The sequence below is a fragment of the Agreia bicolorata genome, from assembly GCF_000938265.1.
GTDB lineage: Bacteria > Actinomycetota > Actinomycetes > Actinomycetales > Microbacteriaceae > Agreia > Agreia bicolorata.
This window is the reverse complement of sequence record NZ_JYFC01000001.1, coordinates 117,164-141,367: the sequence shown is the minus strand read 5'-3', so window position 1 is coordinate 141,367 and position 24,204 is coordinate 117,164. Positions and strand designations below refer to the sequence as shown.

Annotated in this window: 20 protein-coding genes, 1 tRNA gene and 1 other RNA gene; 12 read left to right on the top strand and 10 right to left on the bottom strand. The window is 65.0% G+C overall.

Translation table 11 applies throughout. From position 1 onward, the window contains the following. Positions 1-106: 106 nt before the first annotated feature. A complete protein-coding gene (locus TZ00_RS00645) occupies positions 107-610 on the top strand; it encodes a DUF3145 domain-containing protein (protein ID WP_044438499.1) in 504 nt (167 codons plus the stop codon). A 76-nt stretch (positions 611-686) separates the two neighbouring features. On the opposite strand, the gene TZ00_RS00640 is transcribed toward TZ00_RS00645, so the two are convergent. The 6 genes from TZ00_RS00640 to aceE form a co-directional block, all read right to left on the bottom strand. Next, positions 687-1,925, bottom strand: coding sequence for a beta-ketoacyl-[acyl-carrier-protein] synthase family protein (locus TZ00_RS00640; RefSeq protein WP_044438498.1), 1,239 nt, complete (start codon positions 1,923-1,925; stop codon positions 687-689). Positions 1,926-2,030: 105 nt separating this feature from the next. Beyond that, on the bottom strand, positions 2,031-2,279 hold the full coding sequence (locus tag TZ00_RS00635; protein WP_044438497.1) for an acyl carrier protein: 249 nt from the start codon (positions 2,277-2,279) through the stop codon (positions 2,031-2,033). Positions 2,280-2,365: 86 nt separating this feature from the next. Beyond that, complete coding sequence (locus TZ00_RS00630; RefSeq protein ID WP_044438495.1) at positions 2,366-3,373, bottom strand: beta-ketoacyl-ACP synthase III; 1,008 nt, start codon at positions 3,371-3,373, stop codon at positions 2,366-2,368. A 35-nt stretch (positions 3,374-3,408) separates the two neighbouring features. Next, the gene (locus TZ00_RS00625) at positions 3,409-4,329 is read right to left on the bottom strand and encodes an ACP S-malonyltransferase (protein ID WP_044438493.1); all 921 of its coding nucleotides are present in this window, start codon (positions 4,327-4,329) and stop codon (positions 3,409-3,411) included. A gap of 90 nt (positions 4,330-4,419) precedes the next feature. Beyond that, positions 4,420-5,649 (bottom strand): PucR family transcriptional regulator, encoded by a 1,230-nt coding sequence (locus tag TZ00_RS00620; RefSeq protein ID WP_044438491.1) that lies wholly within the window; start codon positions 5,647-5,649, stop codon positions 4,420-4,422. Between the two features lie 66 nt (positions 5,650-5,715). Beyond that, the gene (gene aceE, locus TZ00_RS00615) at positions 5,716-8,442 is read right to left on the bottom strand and encodes a pyruvate dehydrogenase (acetyl-transferring), homodimeric type (RefSeq protein WP_044438489.1); all 2,727 of its coding nucleotides are present in this window, start codon (positions 8,440-8,442) and stop codon (positions 5,716-5,718) included. A gap of 242 nt (positions 8,443-8,684) precedes the next feature. Here aceE and TZ00_RS00610 point away from each other — a divergent pair, with 242 nt between their 5' ends. The 3 genes from TZ00_RS00610 (at position 8,685) to TZ00_RS00600 (ending at position 10,567) form a co-directional block, all read left to right on the top strand. After that, on the top strand, positions 8,685-9,158 hold the full coding sequence (locus TZ00_RS00610) for a peroxiredoxin (RefSeq protein ID WP_044438487.1): 474 nt from the start codon (positions 8,685-8,687) through the stop codon (positions 9,156-9,158). Positions 9,159-9,166: 8 nt separating this feature from the next. Next, on the top strand, positions 9,167-10,420 hold the full coding sequence (locus tag TZ00_RS00605; RefSeq protein WP_044438486.1) for an alpha-amylase family glycosyl hydrolase: 1,254 nt from the start codon (positions 9,167-9,169) through the stop codon (positions 10,418-10,420). 74 nt (positions 10,421-10,494) lie between these two features. Continuing rightward, positions 10,495-10,567, top strand: a tRNA-Val gene (locus tag TZ00_RS00600). A gap of 18 nt (positions 10,568-10,585) precedes the next feature. Here TZ00_RS00600 and TZ00_RS00595 read toward each other — a convergent pair. Together TZ00_RS00595 and TZ00_RS00590 are read right to left on the bottom strand one after the other, a co-directional pair. After that, a complete protein-coding gene (locus TZ00_RS00595) occupies positions 10,586-11,113 on the bottom strand; it encodes a hypothetical protein (protein WP_044438484.1) in 528 nt (175 codons plus the stop codon). A 176-nt stretch (positions 11,114-11,289) separates the two neighbouring features. Further along, on the bottom strand, positions 11,290-11,832 hold the full coding sequence (locus TZ00_RS00590) for an SAM-dependent methyltransferase (protein ID WP_202965810.1): 543 nt from the start codon (positions 11,830-11,832) through the stop codon (positions 11,290-11,292). A 127-nt stretch (positions 11,833-11,959) separates the two neighbouring features. Between TZ00_RS00590 and TZ00_RS00585 the strand changes: the two genes are divergently transcribed. The 3 genes from TZ00_RS00585 to rnpB all read left to right on the top strand — a co-directional run bounded on the left by TZ00_RS00585 (position 11,960) and on the right by rnpB (position 13,990). Next, positions 11,960-12,778: a Nif3-like dinuclear metal center hexameric protein gene (locus TZ00_RS00585; protein ID WP_420796217.1), complete on the top strand. Its 819-nt coding sequence runs from the start codon at positions 11,960-11,962 to the stop codon at positions 12,776-12,778. Between the two features lie 57 nt (positions 12,779-12,835). Further along, positions 12,836-13,570 (top strand): zinc ribbon domain-containing protein, encoded by a 735-nt coding sequence (locus tag TZ00_RS00580; RefSeq protein ID WP_044438481.1) that lies wholly within the window; start codon positions 12,836-12,838, stop codon positions 13,568-13,570. A 36-nt stretch (positions 13,571-13,606) separates the two neighbouring features. Then, positions 13,607-13,990: RNase P RNA component class A (rnpB, locus tag TZ00_RS18635), an RNA gene on the top strand. A gap of 33 nt (positions 13,991-14,023) precedes the next feature. Here rnpB and ppgK read toward each other — a convergent pair. Then, positions 14,024-14,842, bottom strand: a complete 819-nt coding sequence (gene ppgK, locus TZ00_RS00575; RefSeq protein ID WP_044438479.1) for a polyphosphate--glucose phosphotransferase — start codon at positions 14,840-14,842, stop codon at positions 14,024-14,026. 168 nt (positions 14,843-15,010) lie between these two features. On the opposite strand from ppgK, the gene TZ00_RS00570 reads away from it, so the two are divergent. Continuing rightward, positions 15,011-15,199, top strand: a complete 189-nt coding sequence (locus tag TZ00_RS00570) for a hypothetical protein (protein ID WP_044438478.1) — start codon at positions 15,011-15,013, stop codon at positions 15,197-15,199. A gap of 25 nt (positions 15,200-15,224) precedes the next feature. On the opposite strand, the gene panB is transcribed toward TZ00_RS00570, so the two are convergent. Next, positions 15,225-16,058, bottom strand: coding sequence for a 3-methyl-2-oxobutanoate hydroxymethyltransferase (panB, locus tag TZ00_RS00565; protein WP_044438476.1), 834 nt, complete (start codon positions 16,056-16,058; stop codon positions 15,225-15,227). Between the two features lie 194 nt (positions 16,059-16,252). Here panB and TZ00_RS00560 point away from each other — a divergent pair, with 194 nt between their 5' ends. The 4 genes from TZ00_RS00560 (at position 16,253) to TZ00_RS00545 (ending at position 24,129) form a co-directional block, all read left to right on the top strand. Further along, a complete protein-coding gene (locus TZ00_RS00560; RefSeq protein ID WP_044438474.1) occupies positions 16,253-18,166 on the top strand; it encodes an alpha/beta hydrolase in 1,914 nt (637 codons plus the stop codon). Between the two features lie 71 nt (positions 18,167-18,237). Next, positions 18,238-19,575 (top strand): glutamine synthetase family protein, encoded by a 1,338-nt coding sequence (locus TZ00_RS00555; RefSeq protein ID WP_044438472.1) that lies wholly within the window; start codon positions 18,238-18,240, stop codon positions 19,573-19,575. A gap of 55 nt (positions 19,576-19,630) precedes the next feature. Further along, complete coding sequence (locus TZ00_RS00550; protein WP_044438471.1) at positions 19,631-22,618, top strand: bifunctional [glutamine synthetase] adenylyltransferase/[glutamine synthetase]-adenylyl-L-tyrosine phosphorylase; 2,988 nt, start codon at positions 19,631-19,633, stop codon at positions 22,616-22,618. A 62-nt stretch (positions 22,619-22,680) separates the two neighbouring features. Continuing rightward, positions 22,681-24,129 carry a threonine/serine exporter family protein gene (locus TZ00_RS00545; RefSeq protein WP_238579526.1) on the top strand — a complete coding sequence of 483 codons (1,449 nt, stop codon included), beginning with the start codon at positions 22,681-22,683 and terminating at the stop codon, positions 24,127-24,129. Positions 24,130-24,204: the final 75 nt, after the last annotated feature.

The following is a 24,204-nucleotide window of genomic DNA, read 5'->3' as shown; positions in this document are numbered from 1 at the left end:
ACGCAGCCCTGTCGTGCATAATGCAAGAACAACTTGATATCAGTGCCGCCGCAGTTCCGTTTCACAGGTCGTTGGGGAAGACGTACCTCACGAAATGGAGAAAACAATGGTGGCACCCGTCGCACACGGAATGATCTTTGTTCATTCCGCCCCTCGCGCGCTCTGCCCCCACGTCGAGTGGGCCGCAGGTCGCGCCATTGGTCGTGCCGTCAACTTCACCTGGCGTGAGCAGCCCGTGCTCCGAGGCTCGCAACGCACCGAGTTCTACTGGGAGGGCCCGGCCGGAACCGGTGCAGCCATCGCCTCGGCGCTTCGTGGCTGGGAGCATCTGCGCTACGAGGTCACCGAGGATCCCGCGGCAGGCTCTGACGGCGGACGTTGGGTGCACACACCCGACCTCGGCATCTTCTATGCGCAGACCGACAGCGCCGGCAACACGGTGATTCCGGAAGATCGCGTTCGCGCGGCCATGGAGGCTGCCGGCACCGATGCCCTCGAACTGCACCGCGAGCTCCGCCTGGCCCTAGGACAGGCATGGGACGACGAGCTGGAGCCCTTCCGCCACGAAAGCGACTTCTCGCCCGTGGTGTGGCTTCACTCCGTCGGTTAAATAGTTCGGTCCCCTTGTCTTCGTCCGACAGGGTCGGATGGAGCCAAGGGGACCGAACGACAACCGTTCGCGCGCGTCAGGCGGTCTTGAAGGCCACCACCGCGTTGTGACCACCGAATCCGAACGAGTTGCTGATGGCCACGAGGTCGCCATCCGGCAGCGTGCGCGGTGCCGTGACCACGTCCATGTCAATCTCCGGATCCTGCTCCGTGAGGTTGATGGTCGGCGGAGCCGTGCGTTCGTGCAGCGCCAGAATCGTGAAGATCGCTTCGATGCCGCCGGCGCCACCGAGGAGATGACCGGTAGATGCCTTCGTCGCCGAGACGGGGATTCCTGCGAGCGAGTCGCCGAACACGTGGCGGAGAGCCTTGTATTCCGCGATGTCGCCGACCGGGGTCGACGTGGCGTGTGCGTTGATGTGCGCCACATCTGACAACGAGTAGCCGAACCCTTCGACGGCGGTGATCATCGCCCGGGCCGCGGCCGATCCCTCGGGATCGGGGGCTGTGATGTGATACGCGTCGCTTGTGACGGCACCGCCGACAACCTCGGCGTAGATGCGCGCGCCGCGGGCCAGTGCGTGCTCCTCGGTCTCTAGAACGATGGCCGCGCCGCCTTCGCCCAGTACGAAGCCGTCTCTCGTCACATCGTAGGGACGCGACGCCGTTGCCGGGTCGTCGTTGCGCTTCGAGAGGGCCTGCATGGCCGCGAACGACGCGATGGGAAGCGGGTGGATGGCCGCTTCTGATCCTCCCGCGATGATGATGTCGGCGTAGCCGGCCTGCAGGTGGTCGTAAGCGTTCGCGATCGACTCAGTGCTGGATGCGCACGCCGAGACGACGGTGCGGGCGCCGGCCCGCGCGCCCAGGCTCATTTCGATGGCGGCGGCGGGGCCGTTCGGCATCAGCATGGGAACGGTCATGGGCAGAACCCGGCGGGGGCCTCGCTCGCGCAGAGTGTCCCACGCGTCGAGCAGAGTCCAAACGCCCCCGATTCCTGTCGCCCAATCGACGCCGAACCGCTCGGGTACGACATCGGGGGAGCCGGCGTCAGCCCAGGCTTCCCTGGCGGCGGTCAGTGCGAACTGGCTCGACGGGTCGAGGCGCTTGGTCTCGATGCGCTCGAGCACGTCGCTCGAAGGGACCTTCGCCTGTGCGGCGAACGTGATGGGAATATCCCACTTGGCCACCCACTCCTGCTCGAGGGTGGTGGCGCCTGATGCTCCAGAGAGGAGCGCCGCCCACGTGTCGCGAGCGGTGCCGCCGAGGGGGGAGGTCGCACCGATTCCGGTGACGACGATTCGTTTGGAACTCATGGAAAAACTCTCTTGCACGTGGTCAATCGTGGGCAGTGTTCGGTGCCTCGACGACGGGCCCGGGCTCATTGCCCGGACCTGTCATCTGCGCTGCAGCGGGGAGTGTTAGTCCTGTGCCGCGACGATGAACGTGACGGCGTCTCCGACGGTCTTGAGGTTCTTTACCTCTTCGTCGGGGATCTTCACGTCGAACTTCTCTTCGGCGTTGACGACGATCGTCATCATGGAGATCGAATCGATGTCCAGGTCGTCGGTGAACGACTTGTCCATCTCGACCGTGTCGGTGGCGATACCGGTCTCGTCGTTGATGAGTTCGGCCAGGCCGGCCAGCACTTCTTCGGTGGACAATGCCATTGTGTTTCTCCTTGAGGGTTGAATTGACCGTCACTTAGTTTAGGTCAGGCCGTACGTATTCTTGACTAGGTAACGCGGGTTGGTGACTAAGGCAGCACAACGACCTGCGCGCCGAACACCAGGCCGGCTCCGAAGCCGATCTGCAGCGCGAGTCCGCCGGAGAGCTCGGGGTTCTCTTCGAGCAGTCGATGGGTTGCAAGAGGAATCGACGCGGCCGAGGTGTTGCCCGTGGTTGCGATGTCGCGCGCGATGGCCACCGACTCGGGCAGCTTCAGCTGCTTCGCGAACTCGTCGACGATGCGCATATTGGCCTGATGCGGGATGAAGGCCGCGAGATCCGCGCTCGTGACACCGGCGGCATCCAGGGCGCGCTGGGCGACCTTGGCCATCTCCCAGACAGCCCAACGAAAGACGGTGGCGCCCTCCTGGCGCATGGTCGGCCAGGTATCGATCTCTCCGTCGCGGAACTGCGCGTGGGTTCCGGTCATGTAGATCGTGTCCCACTTCGAGCCGTCGGAGCCCAAGATGCTGGGGGAGATGCCCGCGGAATCACTGGGGCCGACGATCGCTGCGCCCGCGCCGTCGCCGAGAAGGAAGGAGATGGAGCGGTCGGCCGGGTCGATGAACTCGGAGAGCTTCTCTGCTCCGACGACGAGAACGTACTCCGCAAGGCCAGCGCGGATGAGCGAGTCGGCCTGGGCGATGCCGTAGGTGTATCCGGCGCACGCAGCCTCGATGTCGTAGGCGGCGGCCGGGTTCGCGCCGACGCGCTCTGCCAGCAGCGACGAGATCGACGGTGTGACCACGGGGTTGCTGATCGTCGCCACGATCACGGCACCGATCTGCTGCGGGTCGATGCCGGCGCGCTCGATCGCCTCTAGGGCGGCAGTCGTCGCGAGGTCGACAGCAAGCACGTCTTTGCCGGCTCGACGACGCTCGATGATTCCCGTGCGCTGCCTGATCCACTCGTCCGACGAATCGATCGGGCCGACGAGATCGTCGTTAGGAACGACGTTCTCTCCGCGGGCCGCGCCCACGCTGTGGATGCGCGTGAACTCGCTGCCGCGAATCTGCTTGAGAGGGGCATGCTTCATGGAATTCTCCGGGTGTGTCGAATCGGGTGTCGGGTTCACGCGTCGCCGTCGAGCAGCGCGAAGGCCGCGTCGAGGTCGTCGGGGGTCTTGACCGCGACGGCGGGCACACCCCGGAGGCCACGCTTTGCGAGTCCGGTCAGCGCGCCTGCGGGAGCAACCTCGATGATGCCGGTGATGCCGGCGTTCGCGAAGGCCTCCATGTCGAGATCCCAACGAACGGGTGAGGAGACCTGGCCGACGAGCAGATCGACGAACTCACGACCGCTGGTCACGACGCTGCCATCCTTGTTGGTCCACAGCGTGGTCGTGGGGTCGTGCGCATCGAGCCGCGAGGCGACCTCGGTGAGAGTCGCGACGGCGGGCGTCATGTAGCGCGTGTGGAACGCACCCGCGACCTGGAGGGGGATAACCCGCGCCTTCGCTGGCGGATCTGCCGCGAGGGCAGCGAGTGCGTCGGGGGCACCGGCCACGACGATCTGTCCACCGCCGTTGAAGTTCGCCGGCTGAAGCCCGAGAGCTTCGAGTCGGGCGAGCAGCTCCTGTTCGTCCGCGCCGACGACCGCGCTCATACCCGTTGACGTCTCGGCTGCAGCCGCGGCCATGGCGAGCCCGCGCTGACGAACGAAAGCCATGGCATCCGTTTCTGTGAGCACGCCGACGCCCGCGGCGGCCGTGATCTCGCCGACCGAGTGGCCTGCGATGCCGCCGATGCGGTCGACGCGACCATCGGCCAGCAGGGTGCGAAGGGTCAGGATGCCGGCGGCGACGATCAGGGGCTGGGCGACGGCGGTGTCACGAATCGTGTCGGCGTCGCTTGTCGTGCCGTGAGTCACGAGGTCGAGTCCGGCAGCGGCTCCCAACTCGTCGAGGTGCTCGCGGTAGCCCGGAACATCGAGCCAGGGAGACAGGAAGCCGGGGGTTTGAGAGCCCTGGCCGGGGCAGACGATGACGATCACTAGATCATCCTCCCAAGAGTTGAGATGAAAGGTGTGTGCATTCCCCACCAACAATGGCGAGAACTGCTGTCGAAAGGGTACAGGGCTGCATCACCGTCGTGTGCCGGCGCCATCATGGTCGTGCATCGTTCCAAGGATGAGCGCCGACTGCAGAATGAGGGCCTCGCGTGCACCGGTGGCATCCCATCCGATGACCTGCGATACGCGCTTGAGGCGATATCGCACCGTATTCGGGTGAACGTAGAGCTCCCTGGCCGTAGCCTCGAGCGAACGCCCGTTGTCGAGGTAGCACCAGAGCGTTGCCATGAGTTCCGGCGACTGGTCTTGGAGCGGGCGATAGACGCGATTGACCAGCGTCGAACGCGCCAACGGGTCGCCGGCGAGGGCTCGCTCCGGAAGAAGATCGTCGGCGAGCGCAGGCCTGGGCGCGTTGCGCCAGGCACGAGCCACGGCGAATCCGGCAAGCGCCGCCTTCGCGCTTCTGGATGCGTCGACCAGGCTCGGTACCTCGTGCCCGAGAACGAGATGGCCGGGGCCGAATCCCGGCTCCAGCGCGCGGGCGATGTCCATGAAGCTCAGAGTGGGCTCGGTGTTCGACTCGTCGGCCTGCTCGGCAGCCGCAGCTTCGCTCGCCTGAGTCGCGCTGCCGGGCGCGGGGATGGACCGACCGATCACCAGGACGAGGCGATTGCCCTGCACCCCGATCAGAACGTCGGCCTGAAGGTGTCGGGCCGTGCGACGCAGCTGATCCACATCGAGAACTCGAGGAGTCGTGCCGACGAGAACACTTACCTCGCCGTGACCGTGCCAGCCCAGGGCGGCAATACGAGAAGGCAGTTCGTCGTCGTATTCGCCGCTCAGGATCGAGTCGACCACGAGAGCCTCGAGCCGCGCGTCCCAGAGGCCGCGGGCCTCGGCGGCGCGAGCGTAGACGTCGGCCGATGCGAAGGCGATTTCACGCGAGTAGAGCAGAATGGCCTCGCGCAGCGAGGCATCCGCGCCCTTGACCCGATCTTCGACAACCTCGACGACCACCCGGATGAGCTGCAGCGTCTGCTGCAGCGTCACCGAGCGCAGAAGCTCCCGTGGCGCGGATCCAAAGACGTCCGACGCAATCCACGTGGTGGTAGTGGGGTCTTCGTACCACTGGATGAACGACTTGATGCCGGCCTGCGCGACGAGGCCGACCGCGCTGCGCCGCCCTGGTGGCATATCGCCATACCAGGGCAGCGTCGCGTCGAGGCGCTTGATCGTCGCAGTTGCGAGCTCACCCGAGATCGTGCGGAGCCAGGCGAGTGTCTCCGCTTTACTCTTGGCCATGCTCGGTCGTCTCTTCGATCGGCGCGCCTGATCTGTTCATCGAACGCTTCGGCCGTCGCGTGGTCGTCAGCTCTCTCCGCCGGCGGAGCCCGACGTTCCGGCCGTGACGTCGTAGAGACGGTACTTCTCGATGGCCCAGGCGGGTGCCGAGGCATCGACCTCGCCCTTGGCAGCAAGCTGCTCGAGGGTTCGCACCACAACCGACGGGCCGTCGATCTTGAAGAATCGACGGGCCGCGGGCCGGGTGTCCGAGAAACCGAAGTCGTCGGCGCCGAGGGTCGCGTAGTCACCGGGCACGAACTGCCGGATCTGGTCGGGAACCGCGTGCATGTAGTCGCTCACTGCGACGAACGGGCCGGCAGCGTCTGCCAGCTTCGTCGTGACGTAGGCCGTCTGCTTCGGAGCGTTCGGGTTGAGGAAGTTGTGCTCCTCGGCCTTCAGCCCGTCGCGACGCAGTTCGGTCCACGAGGTGACGCTCCACACATCGGCGGAGACTCCCCAGTCGTCGGCCAGCAGCTGTTGCGCCTCGAGAGCCCACGGAACCGCGACGCCAGAGGCGAGGATGTTCGCCTTCGGGCCTTCGACGGTGCCATCCTTCAGCTTGTAGATACCGCGGAGCACTCCGTCGACGTCGAGGCCCTCGGGCTCGGCCGGCTGCACGTGCGGCTCGTTGTAGACCGTCAGGTAGTACATGACGTTCGGGTCGCTGTGCGAGCCGCCGTACATGCGCTCGAGACCGTCGCGCACGATGTGGTTGATCTCGTAGCCGTAGGCGGCGTCGTACGAGACGACGGCGGGGTTCGTGGATGCGAGCAGCAGCGAGTGTCCATCGGCGTGCTGCAGGCCTTCACCCGTGAGCGTCGTGCGCCCGGCAGTTGCACCGATGACGAATCCACGGGCCATCTGGTCTCCCGCGGCCCACAAGGCGTCGCCCGTGCGCTGGAAACCGAACATCGAGTAGAAGACGTACACCGGAATGAGCGGCTCGCCGTGCGTCGAATACGAGGTTCCCACGGCGGTGAACGCGGCCAGCGCGCCGGCCTCGTTGATGCCGACGTGGATGATCGTTCCTTGCGGGCTCTCCTTGTAGGCGAGCAGCAGGTCACGGTCGACCGAGGTGTAGTTCTGGCCGTTCGGGTTGTAGATCTTCGAGGTGGGGAAGAACGCGTCGAGGCCGAACGTGCGCGCCTCGTCGGGAATGATCGGCACGATGCGGTGACCGAAGCCCTTGGCACGCGTTAGATCCTTCAGCAGACGAACGAACGCCATAGTGGTGGCGATCTCCTGCGTTCCCGAGCCCTTCTTGAGGGTCTGGTAGGCGGAGTCATCGGGCAGATTGAACTGCTCGTACTTTGTGCGACGCTCGGGCAGATAGCCGCCGAGCTCGCGACGACGCTCGTGCAGGTACTCGATCGCCTCGTCACCCTCGGCCGGCTTGTAGTACGGCGGCAGGTACGGGTTCTCTTCGAGCTGGGCGTCGGTGATGGGGATGCGCAGCTCGTCGCGGAACGCCTTGAGGTTCTCGAGCGTCATCTTCTTCATCTGGTGGGTCGCGTTGCGGCCCTCGAAGCTCTTGCCCAGGCCGTAGCCCTTGATGGTGTGGGCGAGGATGACGGTGGGCTGGCCCTTGTGCTCGGCCGCAGCCTTGAATGCCGCATAGACCTTCCGATAGTCGTGTCCACCGCGCTTCAGGTTCCACACGTCTTCGTCGGTGTAGTTCTCGACGAGCTTGAGCGCGCGAGGGTCGCGACCGAAGAAGTTCTCGCGAACGTACGCGCCGTCTTCAGTCTTGTACGTCTGGAAGTCGCCATCCGGCGTGGTGTTCATGAGGTTGAGCAGCGCGCCCTCGGTGTCATTGGCGAGAAGCGAGTCCCACTCGCGACCCCAGATGACCTTGATGACGTTCCAGCCCGCGCCGCGGAAGAAGCTCTCGAGCTCCTGAATGATCTTGCCGTTGCCGCGCACGGGGCCGTCGAGGCGCTGCAGGTTGCAGTTGATCACGAAGTTGAGGTTGTCGAGGCCCTCGTTCGCTGCGACCTGCAGCTGTCCGCGGCTTTCGACCTCGTCCATCTCGCCGTCGCCGAGGAACGCCCAGACCTGCTGCTCCGACGCATCTTTGATGCCGCGGTTGGTGACGTACTTGGCCAACTGAGCCTGGTAGATCGCGTTGATCGGGCCGAGACCCATCGACACCGTGGGGAACTGCCAGAACTCGGGCATCAGACGCGGGTGCGGGTACGACGAGAGTCCGCCACCGATGTGCGACTTCTCTTGACGGAAGCCGTCGAGCTGGTTCTCGCCCAGGCGGCCTTCGAGGAAGGCGCGAGCGTATGTGCCGGGGGAGGCATGGCCCTGCACGAAGATCTGGTCTCCGCCGGACGCGTGATCCTGCCCGCGGAAGAAGTGGTTGAAGCCGACCTCGTAGAGAGCGGCGCTCGACGCGTACGTCGAAATGTGGCCACCGACGGCGATACCGGGACGCTGCGCACGGTGCACAAGCACGGCGGCGTTCCAACGGATCCACGCGCGGTAGCGGCGCTCGATCTCTTCATTGCCCGGAAACTCGGGCTCGTTCTCGGAAGCGATCGTGTTGATGTAGTCGGTGGTGGGAACCATCGGCACACCGAGATGCAGCTCTTTGCTTCGCTTCAGCAGGCTCAGCATGATCTCGCGAGCACGCCCGTGGCCGTGAGCCGCAACCAGCTGGTCGAGTGACTCGTTCCACTCCGCGGTTTCTTCGGGATCGGAATCGGTCGAGCTAACCGAGTACGGGTCCTGGTCGTTGACAGTCAACGTCGACCTCTTTCTGTGGGTGACAGATTTTCTAGTGCTGGTGCGTGCCGTGCCCGGATTCGTGTCCGAGCACGGGGATGCGCGCCATCCTCCAGCCTAGTGAATGTTCTGGACACTCTGGCCGCGTTCCGGTTGGTACTCGCTGGGATCAGGCGTAGGATCGGCGACGTTCAGCGAACGGGCATCCAGGTCGGGGCCCACAAGGCGTCCATCCCCGCTCGCGAAAGGAAACAAGTACTCTCATGGCTTTGGAGAACGACACCCGCGCTCCCGATTTCGATCTCGCCAATCAGTTCGGCGAAAGAATCCGGTTGAGCCAGTTCCGCGGCAAGAAGGCCGTCGCGCTCGTCTTCTTCCCCCTGGCGTTCTCCGGAACCTGCACGAGCGAACTCTGCGCTCTGGAGGAGAACCTCAACCTCTTCAAAGACAACGACGTCGAGCTTCTCGGTATCTCGGTCGACTCCAAGTCGGCACTGCGTTCGTGGGCCGACGTTCAGGGCTATGACTTCACTCTGCTGGCCGACTTCTGGCCGCACGGCGCTGTCGCCAAGGAGTACGGAGTGTTCCTCGAGGGCAAGGGCTTCGCAAACCGCGCGACCTTCCTCATCGACATCGACGGCATCATCCGCGAGAGCTTCATCACGGCTCCCGGGGAGGCCCGTTCGATCGATGCGTACAGGGCAGCACTCGACGAGATGCGGTCGGTCGCGGTCTGAGTCGCTCGATGCCCGCATGGACTGAGCACGCCATCTGGTGGCAGATCTACCCGCTGGGCTTCATCGGAGCCGACACCACCACGAACCCGCATGGGCCCGTCGAGCACCGGCTGGGCGAGATAGTTCAATGGCTCGATGACATCGTCGACCTGGGCGCGAACGGACTCGCGCTCGGCCCGATCTTCGATTCAGAGACCCACGGCTACGACACGATCGACCATCTGACGATCGATCCGCGGCTCGGTGACGAGGCCGATTTCGACGCGCTCGTCGCGGCCTGCCGAGAGCGGGGTATCCGCCTCCTTCTCGACGGCGTGTTCAACCATGTTGCGCGCAGCAACCCGCTCTGGCAGGCGGCCGTCGCTGCAGGGCCCGGATCCGCGGAAGCGGCGTGGTTCCGCCTCGAGGCCGAGCAGACACCGTGCAGCGAACTGAAGCCGGCCGTCTTCGAAGGCCACGGCCATCTTGTCGAACTCGACCTCGCGCATCCGCCTGCCGCCGACTACGTGACCCGGGTCATGCGGCACTGGCTCGACCGTGGCGCCGACGGCTGGCGGCTCGACGCGGCGTACGCCGTGGCTCCGGATGCCTGGCGGCCGATCCTCGACGCGGTTCGCACGACGCATCCTGACGTGTGGATCGTGGGAGAGGTGATCCACGGCGACTACGCCTCGATCGTCAACGAGTCCGGCATGGATTCCGTGACCCAGTACGAGCTGTGGAAGGCGATCTGGAACTCGCTGAACGAGAAGAACTTCTTCGAACTCGCGTGGTCGCTCGAGCGGCATCAGGAGTTCGTGGAGCGCTTCTCTCCGCTCACCTTCGTGGGAAATCACGACGTGACGCGCATCGCATCGCTCGTCGCAGACAGCCGCCACGCACAGCTCGCGCACGCCCTGCTTTTCTTCCTGCCCGGCGTTCCGAGCGTCTACTACGGCGACGAGCGCGGTCTGACCGGAGTGAAGGAAGACAGGGCCGGGGGAGACGACGCCGTGAGGCCGCGGGTCGACCGCGACGCGCCGGAATGGCAGCGCAACGAGGTCTTCGAGTTGCACCAGCGCCTGATCGCCTTCCGGCGCCAGCACGCGTGGCTGCACGACGCGCGCGTCGAGGTTCTGGAACTGGCGAACGAGACGCTCCTGCTCGAGGCGACGGCCCGTTCAGGTGATGGCCGCGCGACCCTGGCGCTCAACCTGACCGATCATGAGGTCACGCTGCGCGGCACCGCGGTGCCCGCCCACGGATACGCCCTCACCGAGTGACGGTTCGATTCCGGCATTGCGCCGCAAGCGTGTAATCTGTTCACCGCACGAGAGTTACTTTGCTCGTGATGCAGGGGCCTTTAGCTCAGTTGGTAGAGCGCCACGTTTACACCGTGGATGTCATCGGTTCGAGCCCGGTAGGGCCCACCCCTCGCACGCTGCACGTCACGCCTGCAGCAACTCCGGAAGTGACGCCAGCGTCTGCAGCATCCTGCTCTCCGACTCGACATCGCCGGCGGCCGCGTAGAGCGCTGCCGCCTCTTCGAGTCGGAGACGCGCCTGCAGCCCGTAGCCATCTTTGATCGCGTGCCCGGCAAGGAGCGTGGCCGCCCGGGCACACCAGACTCGATCGCGGTGCTCGTCTGACGACGTGCGCAGCACCTGCGCGAGAGCCTGGCTGCCCGCTCGGTCGGCATCGTCGAATTCGTCGGTGGCCGTGCTGTAGAGGCGGTCGCGCAGCGTCTCCAGCACGTCGCCGAACGGCGTCTCGATCCCTCCCAGCGACGACGTTCGGATGCCTCGGCCCGAGACGGTCTCGAGGTGCCACGTGCCTGAGACGGCCGTAAGCAGGACGGAGTACGGAGCCGCGACATCGAACTCGATCGACTGCTCGCCGATTTGCTGCCAGGTGAGGTGGGCTGTGTTCTCAGCCGCCCAGCGCATCAATTCGGCTACCGCATACGCGTCGTTCATTATGGTGATCTCCCGTTGTTCGCCCCCGACAAACGACGATAGCGAGAGCGCCCGACATCGCGCCGTCACGACACCGCTTCACGCTGAGACGGTACGTCTCAACGTGAGCACCGCGTCGGTCATCACGACCGTTTCACCCGCGGGAGACACGGCGTCGCGGTCGACCATGGCACTCGTCAACAGGGTCCACTCAGACATCGGCAGCTCGAGACGGTCCAGCACCTCGTCTGGCTCGGGCAGTGGAGGGCCTTCGTGCCGATGCGTCGACCATGGGGAAAGGCACCGTGCCCGACGATGAGCAGTACGCCAGATTCAGCGACGGCCCCCGCCGCGCGCTGAAGAATCGCTTCTCGAGGAAGCTCGACGGGGGAGTGCAGAAAGTGCGCCGACACGAGGTCGAACTCGCTGTCGGGAACCCACGTTGCCAGGTCTGCCTCCACCCACAAGATCCGATCGCCGAACCCAGCCGAATCCGCAGCGGAACGGCCCCGCTCCAGCGCCGTCGGCGAGATGTCGACCGCGGTCACGTCCCACCCGCGTGACGCCAGCCACAGCGCGTCGCCGCCCTCGCCGCTGCCGAGATCGAGCGCTCGTCCCGGGGCGAGCCCGCCGACTTCGCGCACCAGCGCGGCATTCGCCCGTCCGCTCCAGGTCTTGCCGGATTCTCGGTAGCGCGCCTCCCAGAAAGAGGCCGGCGATTGATGCTCGTGATCGATCATGATTCAACGATGGGTCGGACGCCTCGTCGGTGCAACTCGGCATGCCGTATTGGCAAGTCGGATGCCGTGGCTGACGATCGGCGCGAGCGCCGGAGTCACACAGGCACCACGCCGGTAGGCTGGGCGGGTGATGCACACGCTCCATGATTTCGAGTCGGCCGTCGAACGACTCTGGCCGACGCGGTTCGCCGAAGACTGGGATCGCCCGGGCGTCAGCACCGGAGATGCGACGCAGTCGGCCATGCGCGTTCACCTCGCCGTCGATGCCGTCGCCGAGACCGTCGATGAAGCGATCGAGCTCGGGGCTGACGTGCTCTTCGTGCATCACCCGCTCCTGCTGCGCGGAGTCACCTCCGTCGCCACCGACCGCTACAAGGGCGCTCTGCTCACTCGGCTCATCCGCTCAGGGTGCGCCCTGGTCGCCGCCCACACCAACGCCGACATCGTAGACGACGGCACCTCGTCGGTTCTCGCGAAGCGTCTCGGGCTCGCGCAGTCCGAACCGATCGTTGCCGGTGAACGTTCCGGAACCGGCCTCGGACGGGTCGGAGAGCTGGCCGAGCCGACGACTCTCGGCCGGCTCGCGCTCGCCCTCGGCGAGATTCTCCCGGCAACGGCCACGGGCATCCGGGTTTCGGGCGCCTACGACCAGGAGATCTCGCGCGTGGCCCTCTGCGCAGGTGCCGGCGACTCTCTTCTGGCGGATCCCGCTGTGACCTCAGCCGACGTCTACATCACGAGCGACCTCCGTCACCATCCCGCGTCGGAGTCGAGGCAGCAGTCGATGCTGTCGGCCGGCCCGGCGCTCATCGACGTGTCGCACTGGGCCAGCGAGTGGCTCTGGCTCGACTCCGCCGCCGAAGCACTCGCCGCCGCACTGCCTGGCGCGACCTTCTCGGTGAGCGAGCTTCGAACCGACCCGTGGGACTTCGTCGTCACTCAATAGTTCTCCTCCTCCTCGCCGTTTCACGGCATTCACCACGCTCAGCCAAGGAAGGCACCCATGAAGGCACCGATCACCGAGCAGAGAGCACTTCTCGATCTGCAGGCTGCAGACACGCGACTCGATCAGCTCGCGCACACCGCTAAGACGCTTCCACAGTCGCTCGCTCTTGCGGAGTTGGCCAAAGACGTCGCCCGTTCACGGGCGCTCTCCGCCTCCATTCGTGGTGAGCTCGAAGACACCAAGGTCGAGATCGGACGCGTCGAGTCCGACGTCGAGGTCGTGGCTGCGCGCATCGCGCGCGACAGGGAACGGCTTGCCGTCAGCTCATCGCCGAAAGACATTCAGGGCCTCGAGCACGAGCTAGCTTCGCTTCTGAAGCGACAGTCCGACCTCGAAGACATCGAGCTCACCGTCATGGAGCGTCAAGAGGAGATCGACGCGCGTTTTCAGGCCGCCGCAGCCCGCCTCGACGAACTCCTGGTCACAGAGAAAGAGCTGACGGCCGACCGCGACGACAAGCTCGAGCAGATCAATGCCGAAATTGCGCTCGTGACCGAACGACGAGCCCGCATCGCGTCGTCGATCAGTGCCGAGCTTGTCGCGCTGTACGACAAGCAGCGTTCACGATACGGAATCGGCGCGGCGCTGCTGACCCGCGGCGTCTCCGGTGGAAGCCACGTCAAGCTCCATGAGTCCGACCTCGCCGTCATCAGGGCGGCGGCGCCAGACGACGTCGTGCTCGACCCCGACAGCAACTGCATCCTTGTGCGCACGGAAGAATCCGGCCTGTGATCTTCGTCGGCGTTCTGCCGTAGACTTCCACACGAATGGGTCGGTGAGACGGTCGCGTCAGTTACGCATCTTCGGATGCTTGGCTGCCGAGGAACGTCCGGGCTCCACAGAGCAGGGCGGTGGGTAACACCCACCCGGGGCAACCCGCGAGACAGTGCCACAGAGAACAGACCGCCGCTGGCGTCAGCCGGCGGTAAGGGTGAAACGGTGGTGTAAGAGACCACCAGAGACCAGGGTGACCTGGTCTGCTTGGTAAACCTCGCCCGGAGCAAGGTCAGACAGGGAACGATTGAGACGGCTCGTCGAGTTCCCGGGTAGACCGCTAGAGGGCTGCGGCAACGTAGTCCCGAGATAGATGGCCGTCACGTATCCGCGTTATCGCGGATGCGGACAGAACCCGGCGTACGGCCGGCCCATTCACCCTCCAACCCGGGCGCGATGCGCTGGGTCGTGCTACAGCATGGCTGCCGGATGCTCCTTGGGCGACTCGTCGGCGCCCGCGACCACGCGGGGCTGGGATGCCAGTGCCGCCGCCCCGAGAATGCCCGCGTTATTGCGCAGCACAGCAGGCACGATCTCGGTCGTCAGGTTGAGCAGGGGCAGGAACTCCTGGTAGTTCTTGGAGACACCGCCGCCCACGATGAAGAGGTCGGGGGAGAGCAGCTTCTCGAGCTCGGAGTAGTACTTCTGCAGGCGTTCGGCCCATTTCGACCACGACAGATCCTCGCGCTCCTTGGCGGAGTAAGCGGCCTTCAGCTCGTAGTCGCCCCCATCGATCTGCAGGTGCCCGAGCTCGGCGTTCGGCACGAGAACCCCGTTGTAGATGATCGCCGTGCCGATTCCTGTGCCGAGGGTCGTCATCATAACCAGGCCCGACCGGTCTCGCGCCGCGCCGAATCGCACCTCGGCGTAACCCGCGGCATCCGCGTCGTTGACGAAGAAGATGTCGCGGCCCAGGGCGTCTTCGAAGAGCTTCTCGGCCTCGAGGCCGATCCACTTCTTCGAGACGTTAGCGGCCGACATCGTTCGGCCGTTCCGCACAACGGCGGGAAAGCAGATTCCGATGGGAGCGTCCGCTGGCGCGTCGGTCAGCTTCTCGAGAATCTTCGTGACCGTGCCGACGATGTCTTTAGGCTTGCCACCCTCAGGCGTGGAGAGCTTGACCCGATCGCTCAGCAATTCGCCAGAGGCGAGGTCGACGATGGCCCCTTTGATGCCGGTGCCACCGATATCGATGCCGATGGCCACGTCGGATGCCGTTGGGGTGTTCATGGTCAGTCTCCTCGAACTATCACCGTCGACGCGTCGGGCGCGCCTCTCGCGTTTCGTATCGAGCCTAGGGCAGACGAGGCTCCTGCGGCGTTCTCGAGACTGGGCCTAGGATTTGACGTAGCCGAAGCATGGACCATCGAAGGTCTGCGCGAGATCCCGGGAGTTGACATGTCGGAAGACGCCTCGAAGCAGTACTGGTACAACATGAAGACCGGCAAGGTGGAGCACGGCTACGAGTCCTCGGTCGTCGACCGCGTCGGGCCCTTCGCCACCGAGGCGGAGGCCTCACACGCCCTCGAGAAGCTTCGCGCCAACAGCGCGAAATGGGCCGAAGAAGAGGCAGACGAGCAGGGCTGAGTCAGCACCCCTTTGTATGGTCCGATCAGTCGTACGAGTTCTCGGGCCCGGGGTAGCTGCGGTCCGCAACGTCTGAGCGGAACCGGGTCACGGCATCCGTCAGCACCCCGCGAAGGTCGGCATACTGCTTCACGAACTTCGGAATGCGGCCTGACGAGAACCCCGCGAAGTCGGTCCACACGAGAAGCTGGCCGTCGACGTGAGGGCCTGCGCCCACTCCGATCGTGGGGATACTCAGCTTCTCTGTCACGAGCCGCGCAGCCTCGCTCGGAACCATCTCGAGAACGACGGCGAACGCGCCGGCCTCTTCGACAGCGAGTGCGTCGGCCATCAACTGCTCTAGGCCAGCGCCTCGGCCCTGGATGATGTGGCCGCCGAGGCCGTGCTCGCTCTGCGGGGTGAAGCCGATGTGCGCCATCACCGGGATGCCGGCGCCGACGATGCGCCGAATCTGCTCGACGCTGCGTACTCCGCCCTCGAGCTTGACGGCGTGGGCGTGCGTCTCTTTCATAAAGCGCACGGCCGTGTGCAGGGCTTCGAGGGGGCCGCTCTCGTATGAGCCGAAAGGCATGTCAGCGACAACGAACGCCCGCTGCACGGCCAGCGCCACAGCGCGGGTCAACGGAATCAGCTCGTCGACGGTGACCGGGAGGGTGGTGTCATAGCCGAAAACGGTGTTGCCTGCAGAGTCGCCCACCAGAAGAAAATCGATGCCCGCCTCATCGAAGATGCGGGCAGACAGCTGGTCGTAGCTCGTGAGTCCGGTGATCGGGGTTCCGGTCGCCTTCGCATTCTGAAAATGGCGCGTGCGCACGCGCTTCGGAGCAGAAGGGGGTACTGACGGCGGCGTCTCTGACATCGTGCCAGTCTATCGAGGGCCACAACCGTTCGGTCCTGGCGCTGCCCGTCGTCGCGATCAGCAGTGCCGCGAGGAGCCCGTCGCATCTGGAAACACTCTGCGGGGCGCGGGCGGGCACAGCGATCGATCACGGTATCGTTTGGCTGAATCGATAGTGACGGTGGCGTGAAGTGAAAAGAACAAGTCGGCTGCGAATGCCGTTCATCGCCCTTGTGGCAGGCGTTGTGCTGGCCCTGAGCGCGCCCGTTCCCGCGACTGCGGCGGCAAACGACGGTTGCCCGGAGCCTTCGAGTGGCGACGCCGACTGCGGGGTGCTTACTGTTCCGGAGAACAGGCTGAACCCTGCCAGCCGAACCATCGACATCCCGTACGCGGTCATCCCGGCGAGTGATCAGCCGGCCACGGGCACGCCCGTGATCGTCATGGCTCCCGGGCTCGGCCAGTCAGCGGCCTCCGTCGGCGAGCACCTGTCTCGCGATCTCGGATTCGGTACCCATCGAGATGTCGTTGTGCTCGAGCAGCGTGGCGGCACGGCGTCGACGCCGAACCTGGACTGTCCGGCGGTCACAGACGCGTGGATCGACGCATTCACCTCGACCAATGACGCGCTGGAGGCCGAGGGCACCGCCGTCGGCATCGAGCTTTCGGACTGTCTCGCAGCCTTCGTCGAAGCCGGGGGAGACCCGAACGGTTACACGATCGCCCAGACCGCAGCCGATGTGGTCGACCTGCGGAACAAGCTTCAGATTCCCACCTGGACCCTCTTCGGCTCCGGTTGGTCGTCGAAGGTGATGACGGCGGTCGCCGGACTCGACGCAGCCGGAAGCGATGCCGTGCTTCTCGACTCATACAGTCCGGCCGCAGCCGACATCAAGGGCGATGCGTACACGGCGCTCAAGACATCGCTCGATGACCTGTCTGCTCGCACAGGGGTCGAGGGCACCGACTACGCGGCGACGGTGACGCAACTCGCATCCGATTTCGATGACAATCCATTCAAGGGCCCTGTCACCAACCCGTTCACCGACAGGCAGCGTTTTGTCGAGCTCGAGGGAAACGACTTCGTGAGCCTTGTGCAACAACTGCTCACCGATCCCGCGGTCACAAGCACGCTCCCTGTTCTCTTCGATCGTCTCGAAGCGGGTGACACAGGCGCGCTCGCACCGTACGTGGTGCTCGGCGCCGACGCTATCGGCACAACGAACTGGGGTCAATACCTGACGTCGACCTGTCTTGACCAGAAGGCGAACTGGTCGACCGATCCCGCAGCGCCTGAGGCCGTGGCCCCTGCCGAGGGCCAGGATCCAGTCGTTCCCGTCGATCCGCCACTGCTCGTGACCTACTCGCTCACCGACGCCGTGTGCGCGCAGTCGGGCATCGCGCCTGCGGGCACCGAACTGCGAGTGCCGCCCACTTTCACCCAGCCCACCTTGATCCTCGCCGGATCGAACGACCCGATTTCGCCCGCCGCGACCGCGCAGGCTGCCGCAGGATCGATCGTGGGAAGCCAGTTCGTCTCGTTCACCGGTGCGGGGCATGAGGTGCTCGGCACGAGCGACTGTGCCGTCGAAACCGCTGTCGCCTGGCTCGACAAGCCTGGCGACGATGTCTCAAGCCTCTGCGACCACGACGATGCCGTCACGCCGCTCATCGAAGCTTCGTCTATTCATGAGACGTCGCGGGCCGCGTCCGTCGTTCGCGCAGTCGATGACGTGAACTGGTTCGAGCTGCTGATTCCGATCATTTTCTTCGGCTTCTGCGCACTCTGGTTCGTCGGCTGGGTCATCACACTCATCGTGCGCGGTATCCAGCGAGAACGGCTCGGCCTGCTCATCGCATCCGGAATCTCGCCCGTCACCGGACTGCTTTTCGGTGGCATTGTCGCTCTCGGTATGACCTCCGCGACGGCAGAGCAGCCCGCGCTCACCTTGGTGGGAGTTCCCTCGTACTTCCCCTATCTCGGCATTCTGCTTGCCGTCGGCCTCTTCGCGCTGATCGTCGTCTGGAAGCTCGGAAGCAGAGGTGCGGCACTTCTTGCATCGACCGGTGTCATCGTCTGGCTCGGGATGCTCGCCTGGTTTGCGTGGATCGTGCTCGTTCCAAGCTGACCCGACAGATAGAGGGCGTGCACTAACCTGTAACTGGTTGAAAGACCCCGTTCGAAAGAGAGTCCCCATAGATGGATAAGCAGCGTGACTTCGTTCTTCGCACCATTGAGGAACGTGGCATCAAATTCATCAGGCTCTGGTTCACCGACGTGGTCGGAACCCTGAAGTCAGTAGCCATCGCTCCGGCCGAGGTCGAAGGGGCATTCACCGAGGGTCTCGGATTCGACGGCTCTGCGATCGAGGGTCTGACGCGATCCTACGAGGCGGACGTGCTCGCACATCCAGATCCCACGACGTTCCAGATCCTTCCGTGGCGGGGTGAGATCGACCCGACCGCTCGCATGTTCTGTGACATCACCACACCGGATGGCCTGCCGGCTGTTGCAGATCCTCGCAACGTGCTGAAGCGCACCCTGGCGAAAGCCGCCGACCGCGGCTTCACGTTCTACACGCATCCGGAGATCGAGTTCTATCTTCTGAAGTCGTCGCAGTACGGCGCTGCGGGCCCGGAGCCCGTGGATTCGGCCGGGTACTTCGACAACGTTCCCGGTGGCACGGCGCACGACTTCCGCCGCCGCTCCGTTCGTATGCTCGAAGATCTCGGCATCTCCGTCGAATTCAGCCACCACGAGGCTGGTCCCGGCCAGAACGAGATCGACCTGCGGTACGCAGATGCACTGACCACGGCCGACAACATCATGACGTTCCGCACCGTGATCAAAGAGGTCGCGATCGAGCAGGGCGTCTACGCTACGTTCATGCCGAAGCCGCTCGCCGGACACCCCGGATCGGGAATGCACACCCACCTCTCGCTCTTCGAAGGCGACGGCAACGCGTTCTACGAGGCGGGGGCCGAGTACCAGCTCTCGAAGATCGGGCGCCAGTTCATCGCCGGCCTGCTGCACCACGCACCGGAGATCACGGCTGTCACCAATCAGTTCGTCAACTCCTACAAGCGACTCTGGGGTGGCGACGAAGCTCCGAGCTTCGTGTGCTGGGGCCACAACAACCGCTCCGCCCTCGTGCGCGTTCCGCTCTACAAGCCCAACAAGGGCCAGAGCTCGCGCATCGAGTACCGCGCCATCGACTCGGCGGCCAACCCGTACCTTGCGTACTCGCTGCTTCTCGCCGCGGGCATGAAGGGCATCGAAGAGGGCTATGAGCTCCCGCCGGAAGCAGAAGACAACGTGTGGAGCCTGAGCGAGGCCGAGCGCCGCGCACTGGGCTACAACCCGCTGCCCGCCAGCCTCGATCGCGCCATCACATTGATGGAGGGCTCGGAGCTGGTCGCGGAGACGCTCGGCGAGCACGTCTTCGACTACGTGCTGCGCAACAAGCGTCAGGAATGGCAGGCCTACCGTGCCCAGGTGACGCCGTTCGAGCTCAAGAGCAACCTGGAGATGCTCTAACACCAGGCAGAGCAGGGGATGCGACGGAGTCGTCGCATCCTCCTCCCGGAGGATCATGCGCGAATCGAGATCACTCAGTCATCTGGCCCGGATGGGCTTCGCAGACCTTGGGTGGGCTGACGAACAGCTCCGCATCGTTGCGTCCTTGGCGAGCCTCGATATCGACGACCTGATCGCGGCCATCCCCTCCGCGGCAGACCCGGATCAGGCGCTGTCGCTGCTGGCGATTCTTCTGCGTCGGTCTCCGGAGCAGGTCACCCCGGTTCTCGCTGAGGAGCGCTACAGGGCCCGGCTCATCCGCGTGCTCGGCGCGTCCAAGGGGCTCGGAGACTTCTTCGCTCGACACCCATCGGAACTCGCCGTGCTCGTCGATCCGCGTCTGGCGCTGCCTACTGCAGAAGAGGCTCGTTCGGCCCTGCTCGACGCGGTCGGATCTCACGACGGCTTCGCAGCGGCATCGGGCGAAGAGGCATGGACGGCGCTTCGAGTGCGATACCGGGGTCTGCTGGCCCGGGTCGCTGCCTACGATCTCGAGCAGGCGGATGCCGTTGCTGGGCTCGATCGGGTTGCTGCGGTGCTCGCCGATCTGGCGGCTGCCGCCCTCGAAGCATCGCTGAGCGTCGCCCGCACGACCCTTTCTACCAAGGGACTCGGCCTCTGGTTCTTCGACCGAGAAAGCGTCGCCGCAACCCGGCTCTCCATCATCGGAATGGGCAAAGCGGGAGCGCGTGAACTCAACTACGTGAGCGACGTAGACGTGATCTTCGTGGGCGAGGCTCAGCCTGAGAGCGAGCTGGCGCCGGAGCATGCGATCGAGATCGCCACGAGACTGGCCATGCTCACGATGCGTGGAATCAACGAGTCGGGCCTCGAGCCCGGGCTGTGGGAGGTCGATCCGAATCTCCGTCCGGAGGGCAAGGACGGCGCGCTGGTGCGGTCACTCGATTCGCATATCGCCTATTACGATCGCTGGGCGAAGAGCTGGGAGTTCCAGGCACTCCTCAAAGCGAGGCCGCTGGCCGGCGATATGGAGCTCGGTCGGCAGTACGTCGAGGCTACGGCTCCGCGCGTGTGGTCGAGCGCATCGCGCGAAGGGTTTGTCGAGTCGGCGCAGAAGATGCGCGAGCGGGTCACGCAGCACATTCCTGCAGACGACGTTCATTATCAGATCAAGCTCGGGCCGGGTGGTCTTCGCGATATCGAGTTCACCGTGCAGCTTCTTCAGCTGGTTCACGGGCAGACAGACGACGAGATCCACCAGGCCGGCACGATCGCGGCGCTGACGGCGCTGGCCGATCGCGGCTACATCGGGCGGGCCGAGCAGGTCGAGTTCGCGGAGGATTACCGCATCCTTCGCCTTCTTGAGCACCGACTGCAGCTGCGCTTCTTGAAGCGCACCCACCTGATGCCCCGCGACGAACTCGGTCAGCGGGTGCTTGCGCGCGCCACCGACCTCGAGCCGTCTGCGGCACAGCTCATCGAGCGGTGGAATGGCATCAAGCACCGGGTGCGCAACCTTCACGTCAGGCTCTTCTACCGTCCATTGCTCGCGGCCGTCGCAGGTCTTTCGGCCGATGACGTGGCGCTCACGAGCCTTCAGGCAGAGGCGCGCCTTGCAGCCATCGGTTTCATCGACCCGCGGGGTGCGCTGAAGCACATCGAGGCCATGACGTCAGGCGTCTCGCGAAAGGCGAACATTCAGCGGCACCTTCTGCCCGTGATGCTGCAGTGGTTCGCCGACGGTGCCGATCCCGACTACGGACTGCTCGCGTTCCGGCGTCTCAGCGACTCGCTGGGGGACACCTACTGGTTCCTCCGGATGCTGCGCGATTCATCCGGGGCGGCCGCGCGACTCACGCACGTACTGTCGGCGTCTCGCTATGTCGGACAGCTGCTCCAGGGCATACCGGAGGCCGCGGCGTGGCTCGAGAACGAAGACGAGTTGCGACCGCGTCCCCGAGCGGTGCTCGACGAGGAGATGCGCGCGATCATCGCTCGCCACGACACGCAGGATGCCGCGGCGAGTGCCCTCCGCGCGGCTCGCCGGCGAGAGGTGCTGCGGCTCGCGATCTCGTCGATTCTCGGAATCATCACGGTCGACGAACTCGCCCGTGGTCTGACCGATGTCACGACTGTTCTGCTCACGGGTATCACGACGATCGTGCGACAGCCTGGGTCGAGCGGGGCCGACGGCATCGAATTCGCGATCATCGGCATGGGCAGACTCGGCGGGCGCGAGGTCGGGTTCGGATCCGACACCGACGTGATGTACGTCTATCGTGCACGCTCGGCAGACAATCAGACGGCGGCGACGGATGCCCTCGCCATCGCCACCGAGATCAAGCGCCTCACCGAAGACAATCGTCTTCCACTCGAGATCGACATCGATCTGCGGCCGGAAGGCAAGAACGGCGCCATCGTTCGCTCGCTCGATTCGTATCGGGCGTACTACGCGAGATGGTCGCTGACCTGGGAAGCGCAGGCTCTCCTCCGGGCGCGGGGCCTCGTCGGCGACGAATCGCTCATACGCGACTTCGAGGAACTCGCCGACACCGTTCGGTATCCCGCCCAGATCGCCGAGAAGGAGGTTCGCGAGGTCAAGAGGATCAAAGCCAGGGTCGAGAATGAGCGTCTGCCGCAGGGCACAGACCCGCTTCGACACCTCAAGTTGGGCCGAGGCAGTCTCAGCGACGTCGAGTGGCTCGTGCAGCTGACCCAGCTGCAATGGGGCAGCCGCATTCCGTCTCTGCGCACCACGTCGACGCTCGAGGCTCTGGATGCCGCTGTCGCGGCCGACCTCGTCACGGAGGCCGACGCATCCGTACTTCGAGCCGCCTGGGTCTTCGCGTCGCGTGCACGATCCGCCGTGACCCTGTGGGCCAACAAGAACTCGGATGTGCTGCCGAGCGACCGCAAGGCTCTCGACGGCATCGCGCGTCTTCTCGAGTACCCTCCGGGGTCGGCCACAACCCTGGAAGAGGACTACCTCGGAGTCACTCGCAGGGCCAGGGCCGTCTTCGAGCGGCTCTTCTACGGCGTCTAGATTTCTGCGAACGGCCACGCGGGCGCGGACGATTCGCGGAGAGTTGCCCGTAGCCTTGAACCGTGACTGATGGCATCAACGACCGGCAAAGCGTGCACCGACGACGGGTGAGGCAGTCCCTGATCGAGCTGGCGGGTGGTGCTATCCGGGGAGTCGGCGCCCCCACTCAGATCATCTCGGTTGTCGGGGGAGATGACGCGCTCTCCCAGCGCCACGCCCGGCTGGTTATCGACCTCTGTCTTCGGGCCGGCGAGGCGATGCTCGCCACCGGCGCGTCGGCGTCGGATGTGGTCGCGACCGTACTGAGAATCAGCGATGCATACGGAATTAGCGCGATGCACGTGGACATCACGTTCACGTCGATAACGGTCTCCATCCATCGTGGAATGAACGAGGACCCGCTCTCGGTCATGCGTATCGTGAGAGTGCGCACCACCGACTACACACGCCTGCAGGCGGTCTATCTTCTGATCGATGAAATCGCGGGCCAGCAGGAGCCGCTCGACGTCGAGACAGCCAGGGATCGACTGACGGCAATTCTCGCGAGTCCGCACCCGTACCGGCACTGGGTCGTGGCCGCGGGGCAAGCTGTCTTGGCCAGCGGTGTCGTCGTGATGTTTGATGTGAGTATCGTGCTCGTCCTCGCTACGGCGATCACCGCGGCCACCTCCCATCTCATCGTGCGCAGGCTCAGCAAATGGTCGGTTCCCGGATTCTTCGCCCAGATGGCAGCGGCCATCGCTACAACGACGATCGCCGTCTTCATCTTCTGGCTGCGGTCGGTAGGCATCGATCTGCCTGGCTCGAACAGCCCCACGGTGATTGTCATCGCCGGGATCATCACCCTTCTTTCCGGTGTCGGACTGACAGCATCGGCCAGGGACGCCATCGACGGGTACTACGTGACCGCCACGGCGCGAGGGATGGAAGTGCTGATGCTCACGCTCGGCCTCGCCGTCGGCATCTCGCTCGTACTCGGATTCGCCCTGAGAATCGGCATTCCCGTGACCATCGCCACGTCGCTGGGCGATCGAATCGGCCTCGTTTCCGGCACCGTAGGAGCGATGCTCATCGGCGTCGGTTTCGCGCTCACCACCTATGTGCGCCTCCGGCTCGTGTTGCTGATGGCGGTCGCCGCAGGAGGTATCTTCGCCGTCTATTCGACGGTGCTTCCGTTTGCGACTCAGCCCGGGCTGGCTCCGGGCATCGCGGGAACGGTCGCGGGAGTCGTCGGATACCTCGCCTACCGGTGGGTCAAGGTTCCGGAAGGGGCCGTGACCATGGCAGGGATCATCTCCCTCATCCCCGGCCTCGCCGTGTATCGCGCGCTGTACGGATTCATGGATGCCGAGTTCGCCGCGGCAGACACTCTGCCCCCGGTTGTAATGGCCTTGGCCACGGGAATCGGCCTCGCAGCGGGCACGACCATCGGAGGATTCGGCGCCCGTCGTCTCTTCGGCTTCGACCGACAGGCCAAGCTCGCCAGTCAGCGCTCACGCGCGACGCGGTAGCCGTTTCCCCCAGCACTCGGCACTGCATGCGGAAGGGCCGCATTCCGATGTCGGAATACGGCCCTTCGTGGCTCA

What these genes read in the sequence shown, in the direction of transcription:
- TZ00_RS00570 (WP_044438478.1), top strand. Translation starts at nt 15,011, where the DNA reads ATGTCGGAAGACGCCTCGAAGCAGTACTGGTACAACATGAAGACCGGC.
- ppgK (WP_044438479.1), bottom strand. Translation starts at nt 14,842, where the DNA reads ATGAACACCCCAACGGCATCCGACGTGGCCATCGGCATCGATATCGGT.
- TZ00_RS00590 (WP_202965810.1), bottom strand. Translation starts at nt 11,832, where the DNA reads ATGATCGATCACGAGCATCAATCGCCGGCCTCTTTCTGGGAGGCGCGC.
- TZ00_RS00610 (WP_044438487.1), top strand. Translation starts at nt 8,685, where the DNA reads ATGGCTTTGGAGAACGACACCCGCGCTCCCGATTTCGATCTCGCCAAT.
- TZ00_RS00630 (WP_044438495.1), bottom strand. Translation starts at nt 3,373, where the DNA reads ATGAAGCATGCCCCTCTCAAGCAGATTCGCGGCAGCGAGTTCACGCGC.
- TZ00_RS00560 (WP_044438474.1), top strand. Translation starts at nt 16,253, where the DNA reads ATGCCGTTCATCGCCCTTGTGGCAGGCGTTGTGCTGGCCCTGAGCGCG.
- TZ00_RS00605 (WP_044438486.1), top strand. Translation starts at nt 9,167, where the DNA reads ATGCCCGCATGGACTGAGCACGCCATCTGGTGGCAGATCTACCCGCTG.
- TZ00_RS00555 (WP_044438472.1), top strand. Translation starts at nt 18,238, where the DNA reads ATGGATAAGCAGCGTGACTTCGTTCTTCGCACCATTGAGGAACGTGGC.
- TZ00_RS00595 (WP_044438484.1), bottom strand. Translation starts at nt 11,113, where the DNA reads ATGAACGACGCGTATGCGGTAGCCGAATTGATGCGCTGGGCGGCTGAG.
- TZ00_RS00580 (WP_044438481.1), top strand. Translation starts at nt 12,836, where the DNA reads ATGAAGGCACCGATCACCGAGCAGAGAGCACTTCTCGATCTGCAGGCT.
- TZ00_RS00640 (WP_044438498.1), bottom strand. Translation starts at nt 1,925, where the DNA reads ATGAGTTCCAAACGAATCGTCGTCACCGGAATCGGTGCGACCTCCCCC.
- TZ00_RS00620 (WP_044438491.1), bottom strand. Translation starts at nt 5,649, where the DNA reads ATGGCCAAGAGTAAAGCGGAGACACTCGCCTGGCTCCGCACGATCTCG.
- TZ00_RS00550 (WP_044438471.1), top strand. Translation starts at nt 19,631, where the DNA reads ATGCGCGAATCGAGATCACTCAGTCATCTGGCCCGGATGGGCTTCGCA.
- TZ00_RS00635 (WP_044438497.1), bottom strand. Translation starts at nt 2,279, where the DNA reads ATGGCATTGTCCACCGAAGAAGTGCTGGCCGGCCTGGCCGAACTCATC.
- TZ00_RS00645 (WP_044438499.1), top strand. Translation starts at nt 107, where the DNA reads ATGGTGGCACCCGTCGCACACGGAATGATCTTTGTTCATTCCGCCCCT.
- panB (WP_044438476.1), bottom strand. Translation starts at nt 16,058, where the DNA reads ATGTCAGAGACGCCGCCGTCAGTACCCCCTTCTGCTCCGAAGCGCGTG.